At 40.7% G+C, this 13,437-nt stretch carries 10 protein-coding genes; 6 read left to right on the plus strand and 4 right to left on the minus strand.

All coding sequences use genetic code 11. From position 1 onward, the window contains the following. Positions 1-149: 149 nt before the first annotated feature. Entirely contained in the window at positions 150-1,709 is a 1,560-nt protein-coding gene (locus HT721_RS04260) for an ATP-binding cassette domain-containing protein (RefSeq protein ID WP_173229054.1), read from the minus strand. 449 nt (positions 1,710-2,158) lie between these two features. On the opposite strand from HT721_RS04260, the gene HT721_RS04265 reads away from it, so the two are divergent. The 6 genes from HT721_RS04265 (at position 2,159) to carB (ending at position 9,757) form a co-directional block, all read left to right on the plus strand. Next, complete coding sequence (locus tag HT721_RS04265; protein WP_088791026.1) at positions 2,159-2,701, plus strand: DUF177 domain-containing protein; 543 nt, start codon at positions 2,159-2,161, stop codon at positions 2,699-2,701. Beyond that, on the plus strand, positions 2,701-3,330 hold the full coding sequence (nth, locus tag HT721_RS04270) for an endonuclease III (RefSeq protein ID WP_088791027.1): 630 nt from the start codon (positions 2,701-2,703) through the stop codon (positions 3,328-3,330). Before HT721_RS04265 ends, nth begins: the two co-directional genes overlap by 1 nt. 210 nt (positions 3,331-3,540) lie before the next feature. Then, positions 3,541-4,062, plus strand: coding sequence for a bifunctional pyr operon transcriptional regulator/uracil phosphoribosyltransferase PyrR (gene pyrR / locus HT721_RS04275; RefSeq protein ID WP_088791028.1), 522 nt, complete (start codon positions 3,541-3,543; stop codon positions 4,060-4,062). Between the two features lie 18 nt (positions 4,063-4,080). After that, entirely contained in the window at positions 4,081-5,004 is a 924-nt protein-coding gene (locus tag HT721_RS04280) for an aspartate carbamoyltransferase catalytic subunit (RefSeq protein WP_088791029.1), read from the plus strand. Positions 5,005-5,053: 49 nt separating this feature from the next. Then, positions 5,054-6,133: a carbamoyl phosphate synthase small subunit gene (locus tag HT721_RS04285; RefSeq protein WP_088791030.1), complete on the plus strand. Its 1,080-nt coding sequence runs from the start codon at positions 5,054-5,056 to the stop codon at positions 6,131-6,133. Positions 6,134-6,580: 447 nt separating this feature from the next. Continuing rightward, the gene (carB, locus tag HT721_RS04290; RefSeq protein ID WP_088791031.1) at positions 6,581-9,757 is read left to right on the plus strand and encodes a carbamoyl-phosphate synthase large subunit; all 3,177 of its coding nucleotides are present in this window, start codon (positions 6,581-6,583) and stop codon (positions 9,755-9,757) included. A gap of 278 nt (positions 9,758-10,035) precedes the next feature. Here carB and HT721_RS04295 read toward each other — a convergent pair whose 3' ends face one another. The 3 genes from HT721_RS04295 to tacF are packed head-to-tail and all read right to left on the minus strand — an operon-like array spanning position 10,036 to position 13,147. Next, positions 10,036-10,845 (minus strand): phosphorylcholine transferase LicD, encoded by an 810-nt coding sequence (locus HT721_RS04295; protein WP_173229056.1) that lies wholly within the window; start codon positions 10,843-10,845, stop codon positions 10,036-10,038. Position 10,846: 1 nt separating this feature from the next. After that, on the minus strand, positions 10,847-11,650 hold the full coding sequence (locus HT721_RS04300) for a phosphorylcholine transferase LicD (protein WP_173229058.1): 804 nt from the start codon (positions 11,648-11,650) through the stop codon (positions 10,847-10,849). A gap of 9 nt (positions 11,651-11,659) precedes the next feature. After that, a complete protein-coding gene (gene tacF / locus HT721_RS04305) occupies positions 11,660-13,147 on the minus strand; it encodes a type IV teichoic acid flippase TacF (protein WP_173229060.1) in 1,488 nt (495 codons plus the stop codon). Positions 13,148-13,437: the final 290 nt, after the last annotated feature.

Here is a 13,437-nt window from a genome sequence, read left to right on the forward strand (position 1 = left end):
TGAAGGCTGGGAAAAAGCCTTTAAAATCTGAAAAACGCATAATATCACGTGTGCAAAAAACTTGATATTATGCGTTTTATTATGGGAAGCTTTACTTTCTCTTCTCCTAAAATTGTGTTTTTACCCCACCTATCTGCTATGTTGCAAATTTATAAATCGTCTAAATTAACTAGCTCCAAACCGTGTTCTGTCAAGCGGTAGATGCTTGAACAGACCTCTTTTAAGAAACGACGGTCATGCGAAACAGTGATGAGACCGCCCGGATAGGTTGCAAAGAGTTTCCTGATGTGGGGTTGAGAAGTGGGAGAAAAGTTTCGTGTAGGTTCATCCAACAGGAGAAAGTTTGGTTTGCACAAGACTAAATCCAAAAGCAGGAGTTTACCCTGTTGTCCGCCAGATAAGGAGCGAATTTGATGCTGCATTTCTGGATAACTGAAATTGAGACTGGCTAGGTGAGATTGGATTTTTTGTAGTTCCTCTTTTTCCCCAGTTTTGCTGAGATAGGCTATTGGTGATAAATCTAATTGTAGTTTTTTATGGTAATCTTGTGGCATAAAACCAAGTAAAATCTCTCTTTTATCATTCAGAAGTTGCTGTAATTTGGCTAACAGAGTTGATTTCCCAACACCATTTGGGCCGATGATACCAATTTTTTCTTGGCCACGGACAGTTAATTGTAGTTCTTGCACCAAAATTCGGTCGCCAATGGATAAATTTTCTTTTTCCAGTTGGATTAAGACTTTAGAAGCAGGTAATGGCTGTATATCTGAGAAGAAAAGTCTGATTTCTTCCTCTTCAAGTGGCTTTTGGGTCATGGACTGAGCTGCCTTTTCGTAGCGTTTTTCTTGAGAGAGGATATTTTTCATCTTTTTAGCCAATAGGCGACCGGTAGTACTGTCTTTGGTAGCTCGAAGTGCAGTTTCTACATTTTGCTTGACTCGCCGATGTTTTTCCATGGTTTTGTCATAGGCTCTTTGGTCGTTAGCAGCTTGCTGACTTTGTCTGGCAAAATTAGCCTTTATCTGCTCACTATAGCGATCATAGTCTAAATGCTCTACTAGTGTTTCCGCTTCTTTACGGTGCTTGACCAGTCGCAAGTGGACAATAGTATCAGCCGTTTGAGACAGAAAGTCCTCATCATGGGAGATGAAAATAACAGTTTGCCGAATCTTTTGAATCTGACTTTTTAGCCAATCAACCGTTTCAAGGTCTAGGTCATTTGAAGGTTCATCTAAAAATAGAATCTCAAAGGGTTTGGCTAACTCATGGATGAGCTGAATTTTCAAAGCTTCGCCCCCTGATAGACTGCCAATCTCTTGGTCACTTGCGAAACGATTGCTATCAAAATGCAATTCCTCCGCCAAACGATAGAGGACACTGTAATCTAAATCAATAGTATCTAAAAAGAAGTAGTCGTGTAAAGTGTTCTTTTTCAGGTCCTCGGGAAGTTTTTGAGGAATGTAAGCCAGTGACTGATGGTCAGACTGGATGTCTCCCCTGATAGTGAAATCAGGCAAAGTTTCCCCCATTAAAGTTTTAAGTAAGGTTGATTTGCCATTTCCTTCCTCTCCAATAATAGCTACCTTTTCCCCATCCTGGATGGTCATGCTTAGATCAGAGACAAGGTCTCGTAAATCTTTGTTTTGTGTGATGGTCAGGTGATTGATTTTTATCATATGATTGCCCTTTCTAGAATGTCCATAGTGCATAACAAAAAGCTCTACTTTACCTAGTAGAGCCCAAAGTCTATGTCAAAAAAACTCTATGAAAATGCCAGAAAAAAGAGCATAAAAGAGCACACAAAAAGAGACAAAAACAAGATCTACTAAATAAAGGTTCTTTATTTGATAGACTTAGTTGTTCATGTCTCCCTTACCTCCGAGTATTAGTATCTTTATACTATACCTTTAAGGAAATTTTGTCAACAGAAAACTGGAAATTCTATGCTCTAAAATCCGTGTGGTAGGCATTAGTAATGAGTTCTTTGTCTTCCATGTGAGTATCTTCCTTGCTCTGATGTATTCTTGCCTATAGTATAGAACTAAAAAAATGACATAGTAAACATGTTAAAAACTCGAATGTTAATTACAAAGTTTGCTGTGCTGATTTGTAGCCTTTTCATGGTATAATCAAGAGAGTAAATCTTTATGGAGGAAGTATGAAATTAAATATTCAAGAAATTCGTAAGCAGTCTGAAGGCTTGCATTTTGAACAAGCGTTAGATTTAGTTGCTGACCTACGTGCACGTAATCAAGAAATTTTAGATGTAAAAGATATCCTTGCAGTTGGGAAAGTCCAATATGAAGACCGTATGTATTTCTTAGATTATCAGTTGTCTTATACCATTGTCCTTGCTTCAAGTCGTAGTATGGAGCCAGTTGAGTTGGCTGAATCTTATCCAGTCACAGAAGTTTTCATGGAAGGCGCAACTAACCAGCTAGATCAAGAAGTTTTAGACGATGATTTGGTCTTGCCTATCGAAAATGGAGAACTTGACCTTGCTGAGAGCGTGTCAGACAATATCCTACTAAACATTCCTATCAAGGTCTTGACGGCTGAAGAAGAAGCTGGTCAAGGTTTTGTGTCAGGAAATGACTGGCAAATCATGACAGAAGAAGAATACCAAGCCCAACAAGCGGTTAAGAAAGAAGAAAACAGTCCTTTTGCTGGCTTACAAGGACTATTTGATGGAGACGAATAATGGTCTTGTCAAAAAAACGCGCACGAAAGGTGCTAGAAGAAATTATTGCTCTTTTTCCAGATGCCAAGCCCAGTCTTGATTTTACCAATCATTTTGAACTACTAGTTGCGGTCATGTTGTCAGCTCAGACAACAGATGCAGCGGTAAATAAGGCCACACCAGGTCTCTTTGCTGCCTTTCCAACGCCACAAGCCATGTCTGTGGCGACAGAGGGTGAGATTGCTTCACATATTTCTCGCCTGGGACTGTATCGGAATAAGGCTAAATTCCTTAAAAAATGTGCCCAACAGTTACTAGACGATTTTTATGGCCAAGTTCCTCAAACACGTGAGGAATTAGAGAGTTTGGCAGGTGTTGGTCGCAAGACAGCCAATGTTGTTATGAGTGTAGGATTTGGGATTCCAGCTTTTGCAGTGGATACTCATGTAGAGCGTATTTGCAAACACCACGATATCGTCAAAAAATCAGCGACACCACTTGAGGTGGAAAAGCGGGTCATGGATATCTTGCCGCCTGAGCAGTGGTTAGCAGCTCATCAGGCCATGATTTATTTTGGAAGAGCCATTTGCCATCCTAAAAATCCAGAGTGTGACCAGTACCCACAGTTATATGATTTTAGCAATTTATAAGATGGGGTTTCAAAAGTTTTTGCTTGATTTTAGGCTCGCTTTGTGCTATAGTAATTGATAATTAAATATTCCTTTAAACCTGTCCCGTGAGGCAGGCAAGGAGCGTGATAAAGTAGAAGGGTGAAGTCTATACTGTTTGTAGTAGGGCTTACTTAGCTATACATTTCAAGTCTCCTTGTTTAAGGAGACTTTTCTTTTTGGAGGTTTGTCATGAAGACAAAAGAAGTTGTAGACGAATTGACCGTCAAACGAGCGATTACGCGTATTACTTATGAGATTATCGAACGCAACAAAGATTTGAATAAAATCGTCTTGGCTGGTATTAAAACTCGCGGTGTCTTTATCGCCTACCGAATCCAAGAACGTTTGGAGCAGCTAGAAAATCTTTCAGTTCCTGTTGTGGAATTAGATACTAAACCTTTCCGTGATGATGTTAAAAGTGGAGAAGATACTTCTTTGGTTTCTGTAGATGTGACAGACCGTGAAGTTATCTTGGTGGATGATGTGCTTTATACAGGCCGTACCATCCGCGCTGCTATTGATAATATTGTAGGTCATGGTCGTCCTGCGCGCGTGAGTTTAGCAGTTCTAGTCGATCGTGGACATAGAGAATTGCCAATCCGTCCAGATTACGTTGGAAAAAATATCCCAACTAGTCGTTCTGAAGAAATCATCGTAGAGATGGCAGAACTTGATGGCCAAGACAGAGTTCTGATTACTGAAGAAGCTTAGAAAGCTAAAGGAGTAGCCATGTCAGAAAATCAACAAGCATTGAACCATGTGGTGTCCATGGAAGACCTCACTGTCGATCAAGTGATGAAATTGATCAAGCGAGGAATTGAGTTTAAAAATGGAGCCCAGCTTCCTTATGAAGACCATCCGATTGTTTCCAATCTTTTCTTTGAGGATTCTACACGGACGCATAAGTCCTTTGAAGTGGCAGAGATTAAACTGGGGCTGGAACGACTTGACTTTGATGTGAAGACTAGTTCGGTTAATAAGGGTGAGACACTTTATGATACCATTTTGACTTTGTCTGCTTTAGGAGTGGATGTCTGTGTGATTCGCCACCCAGAGGTTGACTACTACAGAGAGTTGATTGCTAGTCCTACGATTACGACTTCCATCATCAATGGTGGAGATGGTTCGGGCCAACACCCTAGCCAGAGCTTGCTTGATTTGATGACTATTTATGAGGAATTTAGTCACTTTGAGGGTCTCAAGGTTGCGATTGCAGGTGACTTGGACCACTCGCGCGTTGCCAAATCTAATATGCAGATTTTGAAACGCTTGGGAGCTGAACTCTTTTTCGCTGGACCTGAGGAATGGAGAAGTCAAGAGTTTGCAGACTATGGACAGTTTGTAACCATTGATGAAATCATTGATCAGGTGGATGTCATGATGTTTCTTCGTGTGCAACATGAACGTCATGATAGTGGAGCTGTCTTTTCAAAAGAAGACTACCATACCCAACATGGCTTGACTCAAGAACGTTACGATCGTTTGAAAGAAACAGCAATCCTCATGCACCCAGCTCCAGTCAACCGTGATGTAGAAATTGCAGACCATTTGGTTGAAGCACCAAAATCACGGATTGTCCAACAAATGACCAATGGTGTCTTTGTTCGAATGGCAATCTTAGAATCCGTACTGGCGAGTAGAAACGCCAACTAAAACACAAGACGTTAAAAGACGCCAGTGAGCGTCCACGAGAGGTGAGAATATGACAAAAAGACTTCTAGTATTAGAAGATGGCACAGTTTTTGAAGGCAAGGCCTTCGGAGCAGATATTGATGTAACAGGCGAAATCGTCTTTAATACAGGGATGACCGGCTACCAAGAATCCATTACAGACCAGTCTTATAATGGACAAATCTTGACCTTTACTTATCCTTTGGTAGGAAATTATGGAATCAACCGTGATGACTACGAATCCATTATTCCAACTTGTAAGGGAGTCGTTGTTTTTGAAGAAGCGCGTAGAGCAAGCAACTGGCGCAACCAAATGACCTTGGATGAATTTTTGAAAGCCAAGAAAATTCCAGGTATTTCAGGAATTGATACGCGTGCCCTTACCAAGATTATCCGTAAGCATGGTACCATGCGTGCAACCTTGACCCATGTTGGGGATAGCATGGACCATGTGACGGACCAGCTCCAAGCGACAGTCTTGCCGACAGACAATATCAAACAAGTTTCTACTAAAACTTCCTATCCAGCTCCAGGAGTTGGTTTGAGCGTGGTTCTAGTGGACTTTGGTCTCAAGCACTCAATCCTACGTGAACTTTCTAAACGCAACTGTAACGTGACCGTGGTTCCATACACGACAACGGCTGAAGAAATTCTCCATCTTAATCCTGACGGAGTGATGTTGTCAAACGGTCCAGGTAACCCAGAAGACGTTCCACAAGCACTGAACATGATTCGTGGTGTGCAAGGGAAAATCCCAATCTTTGGTATTTGTATGGGACACCAACTCTTTGCTATGGCAAACGGGGCTAAGACTTACAAGATGAAATTTGGTCACCGTGGCTTCAACCATGCGGTACGCGAAATTGCTACAGGACGTGTAGATTTTACAAGTCAAAACCATGGTTATGCAGTTAGCCGTGAGGATTTGCCAGAACACTTGATTATCACCCACGAAGAAATCAATGACAAGTCAGTTGAAGGTGTGCGTCACAGATACCAACCTGCTTTCTCTGTCCAATACCACCCAGACGCAGCTCCTGGTCCTCATGATGCAAGCTACCTATTTGACGAGTTTATCGAGATGATGGAAGCTTTTAAACAATCAAACTAAGAACGAGTAAAAGCTCGTCGGAGAATTTATGTAACTGAACACGGACGGAAAGCTCGGAATTTAGAGAAACCAACTGGGATTGTCAATCCTTCCTTGGTTTCCTAAAATTCAATCGCTTTCTATTCGTCCTTTGTATCTTATTTAATGGCAACCCGAGAGTTGCCGAGTAGAAAGGCAGGTCGTTTCTTTTAGTCGCTATCAGGCGAACTAAAAACTCCCTGCACTAGATTTTTTATCGAAAAATATCGTTTCGCTAAAAAATTGTCGGAGAATTTATTTAATGTCGCCCTGAGAGGCGACGAATAGAAAGGAGAAGATACATTGTTCGCGGAAGTGAACACGCCCTAAGAACTGTGTGAAAAAGATAAACATCGTCTTGACGCTGAAGGCGTCTGCACCGAGTTTCCTATTTTCACTGTGTTCTTTACGGGCTTTGTATCATAAACTATGCCTAAACGTACTGATATTCAAAAAATTATGGTGATTGGTTCTGGTCCGATTATTATTGGTCAGGCTGCTGAGTTTGACTACGCTGGGACCCAGGCTTGCTTGTCTTTGAAAGAGGAAGGTTATGAGGTTGTTTTGGTTAACTCAAATCCTGCAACTATCATGACGGACAAGGAAATTGCTGATAAGGTTTACATCGAACCGATTACACTTGAGTTTGTGACACGTATTCTTCGTAAGGAACATCCAGATGCCTTGCTACCAACACTCGGTGGTCAGACAGGTCTCAACATGGCCATGGAATTGTCTAAAAATGGTATCCTCGATGAGCTTGGTGTTGAACTTCTGGGTACTAAATTATCTGCCATTGACCAAGCCGAGGACCGTGATCTCTTTAAACAATTGATGGAAGAGCTCAACCAACCAATCCCAGAATCTGAAATTGTTAACACAGTAGACGAAGCAGTTGCCTTTGCAGCGACAATTGGTTACCCAGTTATCGTTCGTCCAGCCTTTACCCTTGGTGGTACTGGTGGTGGTATGTGTGCCAACGAGGAAGAATTGCGTGAAATCGCTGAAAATGGTTTGAAATTGTCACCTGTCACTCAATGTTTGATTGAGCGTTCGATTGCAGGTTTCAAGGAAATCGAATACGAAGTGATGCGTGACTCAGCTGACAATGCTTTGGTTGTTTGTAACATGGAAAACTTTGACCCAGTTGGGATTCACACAGGGGATTCCATTGTATTTGCCCCTGCGCAAACCATGTCAGACTATGAAAACCAAATGCTACGTGACGCGAGCTTGAGCATCATTCGTGCCCTCAAGATTGAAGGTGGATGTAACGTTCAGCTAGCCCTTGATCCACACAGCTTCAAGTACTATGTCATCGAAGTAAACCCTCGTGTGTCTCGTTCGTCAGCCCTTGCTTCAAAAGCAACAGGTTATCCGATTGCAAAATTGGCTGCCAAGATTGCAGTTGGCTTGACCTTGGATGAGGTGATCAACCCAGTCACAGGTTCAACCTATGCCATGTTTGAACCAGCTCTCGACTATGTCGTTGCCAAGATTCCACGTTTCCCATTTGACAAGTTTGAAAAAGGTGAGCGCCGTCTTGGTACCCAGATGAAGGCAACTGGAGAAGTTATGGCAATCGGTCGAAACATCGAGGAATCTCTTCTTAAGGCTTGCCGCTCCCTTGAAATTGGGGTGCATCACAATGAAATGCCTGAACTTGCAGCAGTTTCTGATGATGCCTTGATTGAAAAAGTAGTCAAAGCCCAGGATGACCGTCTCTTCTACGTATCAGAAGCCATTCGTCGTGGCTACACACCAGAAGAAATTGCAGAGCTTACAAAAATCGATATTTTTTATCTGGATAAACTCCTACATATCTTTGAAATTGAGCAGGAATTGGGTGCTCATCCACAAGATCTAGAAGTCTTGAAAACAGCTAAACTTAATGGCTTCTCAGACCGTAAGATTGCGGAACTTTGGGAAACGACTGCTGATCAAGTTCGTCAGCTTCGCTTGGGAAACAAGATTGTCCCAGTTTATAAGATGGTCGATACCTGTGCGGCGGAGTTTGACTCTGAAACACCATATTTTTATTCAACCTATGGTTGGGAAAATGAATCTATCAAGTCTGATAAAGAATCTGTACTTGTTCTAGGTTCTGGTCCAATCCGTATCGGGCAAGGTGTTGAGTTTGACTACGCAACCGTTCACTCTGTCAAGGCTATCCAGGCTGCTGGTTATGAAGCTATTATCATGAACTCAAACCCAGAGACTGTTTCAACAGACTTCTCTGTGTCTGACAAGCTCTACTTTGAACCATTGACTTTTGAAGATGTTATGAACGTCATTGACCTGGAGCAACCAAAAGGAGTTATCGTTCAGTTCGGTGGTCAAACAGCTATCAACCTTGCGGAGCCATTGGCTAAAGCAGGTGTGACGATCCTTGGTACACAAGTTGCTGACCTAGACCGTGCCGAAGACCGTGACCTTTTCGAGCAAGCTCTCAAAGAATTGGATATTCCACAGCCACCAGGACAAACGGCAACCAATGAAGAAGAAGCAGTGCTTGCAGCTCGCAAGATTGGCTTCCCAGTTCTCGTTCGCCCATCTTATGTCTTAGGTGGACGTGCTATGGAAATCGTTGAAAACGAAGCAGACCTTCGTTCTTACATGCGAACTGCTGTTAAGGCTAGTCCAGACCACCCAGTTCTTGTCGACTCTTATATCGTTGGGCAAGAGTGCGAAGTTGATGCCATTTCAGATGGTAAAAATGTACTCATTCCTGGTATCATGGAGCATATCGAACGTGCCGGTGTCCACTCAGGTGATTCAATGGCAGTTTACCCACCACAAACCTTGTCGCAAAAGGTGCAAGAAACAATCGCAGACTATACGAAACGCCTAGCAATCGGTCTTAACTGCCTTGGAATGATGAACATCCAGTTTGTTATCAAGGATGAAAAAGTCTATGTTATTGAGGTCAATCCACGTGCCAGCCGTACCGTTCCATTCCTTTCTAAGGTGACCAATATTCCTATGGCTCAAGTAGCGACTAAGCTCATTCTTGGTCAAAGTTTATCAGAACTTGGCTACCAAGATGGACTTTACCCTGAAAGCACCCGCGTTCATATCAAGGCACCTGTCTTCTCCTTTACCAAACTAGCTAAGGTAGACAGCTTACTTGGTCCTGAAATGAAGTCAACAGGGGAAGTTATGGGTTCTGATGCTACTTTGGAAAAAGCTCTCTATAAGGCCTTTGAAGCTTCTTACTTACACTTGCCAACTTTTGGAAATGTTGTCTTTACCATCGCTGATGATGCTAAAGAAGAAGCCTTGGACTTGGCTCGTCGTTTCCAAAATATTGGCTATGGAATCCTCGCGACAGAAGGGACAGCAGCCTTCTTTGCCAGTCATGGATTACATGCTCAGCCTGTTGGAAAGATTGGTGATGACGATAAGGATATCCCAAGCTTTGTTCGCAAAGGAAGAATTCAAGCTATCATTAACACAGTAGGAACCAAACGAACTGCTGACGAAGATGGTGAGCAAATCCGCCGTTCAGCCATTGAACACGGAGTGCCCCTCTTTACAGCCCTAGATACAGCTAACGCCATGCTCAAAGTATTGGAAAGCCGTAGTTTTGTTACAGAAGCTATTTAATACCCAATGAAAATCAAAGAGCAAACTAGGAAGCTAGCCGCAGGCTGTACTTGAGTACGGCAAGGTTAAGCTGACACGGTTTGAAGAGATTTTCGAAGAGTATAAATAGGAAAATAAGTTGGACAAAAAGTCTTTAAGAAGATAAGGAAAACGCATAATATCAGGTGTTGAAAAACCTTGATATTATGCGTTTTATTGTGGGAATATTTACTTCATTTTCTACTAAAATTATGTTTTTGAATAACCTCTATCTTAGTAGTTTGTATGGTCGCCCTCAATCAGCTTTTGCGATAAGCTTTAATACTGTGACTATACCACTCTTGCATTTCCTTTGATGGTGGTGTCATATAATCCCCATACATCTGAGTTAAAAATTGGTCATATTTTTTTGGAACTGGTAACATACGACCTTCAAACTCAGTTAAGATGAGTTCTTTAAAGGTATCAACTGGGAAGACTTCTTTCATTCCTTCCTTACCGATCCCAACTCCTCCTTCATATTGAGGAGTGCTGGTTGCAGCATTTTTGATTAGCTGATCAATTTTCTTGTAAAAGTAACGGGGATTGACCACTCGGAGGGCGTACCAGCTACATAATCTTAGAAAATCTTTTAATTTGCTGTCACCGTGAACTGCGCGTGATTTTTTGATATAAGCTAGTTGACGAAGGGCCACATACTTATAGCTCTTGTCGACAATGCTCAGGTCTGTAAAGCGATCAATTGGGAAGACATCGATGAAAAGGCTGGTGTCATGACGCTTGTACTTAACATGGTCTTCGATAACAGTAGAAGTATCCAAAATCGATGCGAAATTATGGAAGTACCAAGAAGAAGTGTCGTAGGAGAGAACCTTATAACGTGGATGGTCTTCTTCCTCAATAATCTTCAGTAAACGCTCATAATCCTCACGATAAAGGGAAATATCAATATCATCATCCCAAGGAATCATACCTTTGTGGCGGATGGCTCCAAGCATGGTTCCATAACTGAGAAAATAAGGAATATCATGTTTCTTACAAGTCTCATCAATATAGTCTAGCAGAGCTAGTTGAATTTCTTTAATTTCTTCTTTTTCTAAATATTGCATCCTAATCCTCCAATTTGTAGGCATGAAATTCATGACTGTAGAAGCGTTTTTCTTCAGGTGGCAAGGTCATATAATCTCCATAAAATTGTGTCAAAATAGTATCATATTTTTCAGGTGCAGGAAGGGTCAAATTCTCAAAGGGTAAATCGATTGTTTTATCAAAGGTAGCACTTGGAAAGACTTCCTTTTCCTTAAATTTTGAAGGGATAAAGGCCATATACTGACCATTTTCACGGCTATATTTTTGAATTTCTTTCTCGATTTTATGTGCAAAATAACGAGGAGAAACCGGTCGAAGGAGCAACCAAAAGGCTGTTCGTATCCAATCTTTTAAAAGGCTATCCTTATAGACAATATTTTTGTGTTTACTGAAAGATAGAAGTTTGAAGCTTTCCAGCTTATAACAAATATCAATGACCTTAGGGTCATCAAAGCGATCCATAGGGAAAATATCGATAAAAACACCTGACTCATAGGTTTTTGTATTCCGAGTATCAATAATTTTGGTCGTACTGTCAGTTATTTTGATAAAGTTGTTAAAGTAGTTTTTATCCGTTTCTAAGGAAAGGAGCTTATACTTGCTTTTTTCCTTTTGAAAAATGTTTATAAATCGTTGGTAATCTTCTCGAGGCATTGACAAATCAATATCGTCGTCCCAAGGAATAAAGCCCTCATGTCGAACTGCCCCAATCAGAGTACCGTAGTTAATAATATAGTTGATATTGTGCTTTTTACAGAGAGTATCAATATAATCCAAAATTTCTAATTCAATTTGCTTGGCATCTTCAATGGTTAGTTGTTTCATTCTATACTCCTATGATTTTTTGAATTTATTTTTTAAGGCTAGGACATGGTTTAAAAATTCATAGAAAATGCTATCTTTGGTGAAGGCAAGTAGACCAATATAAGAGATGGCTGATAGCAAGACAATCAAACCAGTATTCATCAAAAATGGCAAATTAATGACCATATCCACGGGATACACGAAATTGATCAGGAAATAAATTGCTACAAAGGAAAGTGAAAAGAGAGAGTATCGAACAGTATAGCTAAAGATATGTCCTAAGTGAATGAGCTGTTTTCTATGGATGAAAATGATATAGAAGACAAGCAGAGAGGCCTCAGATAGCATAGTTGTCAGTAGGTAGTATTCAGGAGACACAATATGGTTGAAAAAGAGGAGACTATTTAAGCCCAAATTGAGTAATCCTGCAAAGACTGTATAGACTGTGATACGTTTTTCATAGCCATTTGTAAAGAGAATTTGGGAACCAAGAATGGTATCTAGTGCCAGGATAATCGTCCGAAAAGCGAAGAGAGAGGTTAAGATACCGCCTCCGATATATTTTTCACTACCGTAAAGTAGAATGGCATTTGGTCCTAGAATCATGAGTCCAAAACTTAGTGGAATGATAAAGAAGTTAAAGATTCGACTTCCTCTATTAACAAGTGCGACATAGGCTTCCTTATCGCCTTTTCCTAGATAGTAACTGAGACGAGGCACACTCACTCCGATAGCTCCTGTTACAACACCAGCTATAACGGTCACAATTCGCTGAGCCATGGTATAGTAACTAACGTTGACATCAATCCCTGTTTTAACGAGGAAGAGACGATCCAAAAAAGTGAAGAGCATATTGGCATTGGCAAAGACTAACATGGCTGTTAGAGGGAGAAAGAACGGTTTAAAATCACTTATGTGAATCTTAACAAGTTTAATGTCTCTTTTAATCCAAAAATAACTAATCAGATAGTTAATCAGTGTCGATAAACTCATCACAAGTGTGTAGACAACAATATCGTGTTCATTTTTGACAAACAGGAAAATAGAGACCAGCATCAGGATACGGATGAAGGCAGTCTTGTAAAAGAGAAAACTGTAATTTTCCAGAGCTTCATTAACCCATTCGATTGAAAAAATCTGGGCAATGAGTTGAATCCCCATAACAAGGTAGACTTTTTTGACGATTGGATTATCAGTAAAGAAGAGAGGATAGGCTAGGATATAGACAGCGGTGGTCAAAATTGTACAAGCTATGCACAAATAAAAAAGACTAGAGAAGGTTCTATTCAGATCTTTTTTGTTATCCTTAACATTACTGATGGCCCGTAAACCGTAGTTATAGACTCCATAAGTCGCAAAGGGCAAGAAAAATGACAAAATAGTGTCGACTGAGTTGAAGTAACCATAGTCAGTTCGGTCTAAGACACGCGCGACATAGGTTCCAGTTAGGATGGGAAAAATAATATTTAAGACACGAATTCCCATGTAAGATAGAGCATTTAATTTTATACTTTTCATTCAATTTACCTCGTTTTTCATTATATCATAAAGTCAGCTAATAAGAAATGAAGGGCAGTAATACTCTTCGAAAATCTCTTCAAACCACGTCAGCGTCGCCTTACCGTACTCAAGTACAGCTTACGGCTAGCTTCCTAGTTTGCTTTTTGATTTTCATTGAGTATAAGTGAGGATTTGAAAAATTAGATATGTAGAAAATAACCGTTAAGCCTCGTTCTTAGCGGTTATTTATATTGTTTAATAGCGCTGATATTTCATCAATGATGTTTGACTTTGTGATTTTGGTAGTG

The sequence above is a fragment of the Streptococcus sp. 4094 genome (genome assembly GCF_013277125.1).
Classification (GTDB): Bacteria; Bacillota; Bacilli; order Lactobacillales; family Streptococcaceae; genus Streptococcus.

Excerpts from the sequence above, each read along its gene's own strand:
- HT721_RS04260 (WP_173229054.1), bottom strand. The coding sequence starts at position 1,709 with ATGCACTATGGACATTCTAGAAAGGGCAATCATATGATAAAAATCAAT.
- HT721_RS04265 (WP_088791026.1), top strand. The coding sequence starts at position 2,159 with ATGAAATTAAATATTCAAGAAATTCGTAAGCAGTCTGAAGGCTTGCAT.
- nth (WP_088791027.1), top strand. The coding sequence starts at position 2,701 with ATGGTCTTGTCAAAAAAACGCGCACGAAAGGTGCTAGAAGAAATTATT.
- pyrR (WP_088791028.1), top strand. The coding sequence starts at position 3,541 with ATGAAGACAAAAGAAGTTGTAGACGAATTGACCGTCAAACGAGCGATT.
- HT721_RS04280 (WP_088791029.1), top strand. The coding sequence starts at position 4,081 with ATGTCAGAAAATCAACAAGCATTGAACCATGTGGTGTCCATGGAAGAC.
- HT721_RS04285 (WP_088791030.1), top strand. The coding sequence starts at position 5,054 with ATGACAAAAAGACTTCTAGTATTAGAAGATGGCACAGTTTTTGAAGGC.
- carB (WP_088791031.1), top strand. The coding sequence starts at position 6,581 with ATGCCTAAACGTACTGATATTCAAAAAATTATGGTGATTGGTTCTGGT.
- HT721_RS04295 (WP_173229056.1), bottom strand. The coding sequence starts at position 10,845 with ATGCAATATTTAGAAAAAGAAGAAATTAAAGAAATTCAACTAGCTCTG.
- HT721_RS04300 (WP_173229058.1), bottom strand. The coding sequence starts at position 11,650 with ATGAAACAACTAACCATTGAAGATGCCAAGCAAATTGAATTAGAAATT.
- tacF (WP_173229060.1), bottom strand. The coding sequence starts at position 13,147 with ATGAAAAGTATAAAATTAAATGCTCTATCTTACATGGGAATTCGTGTC.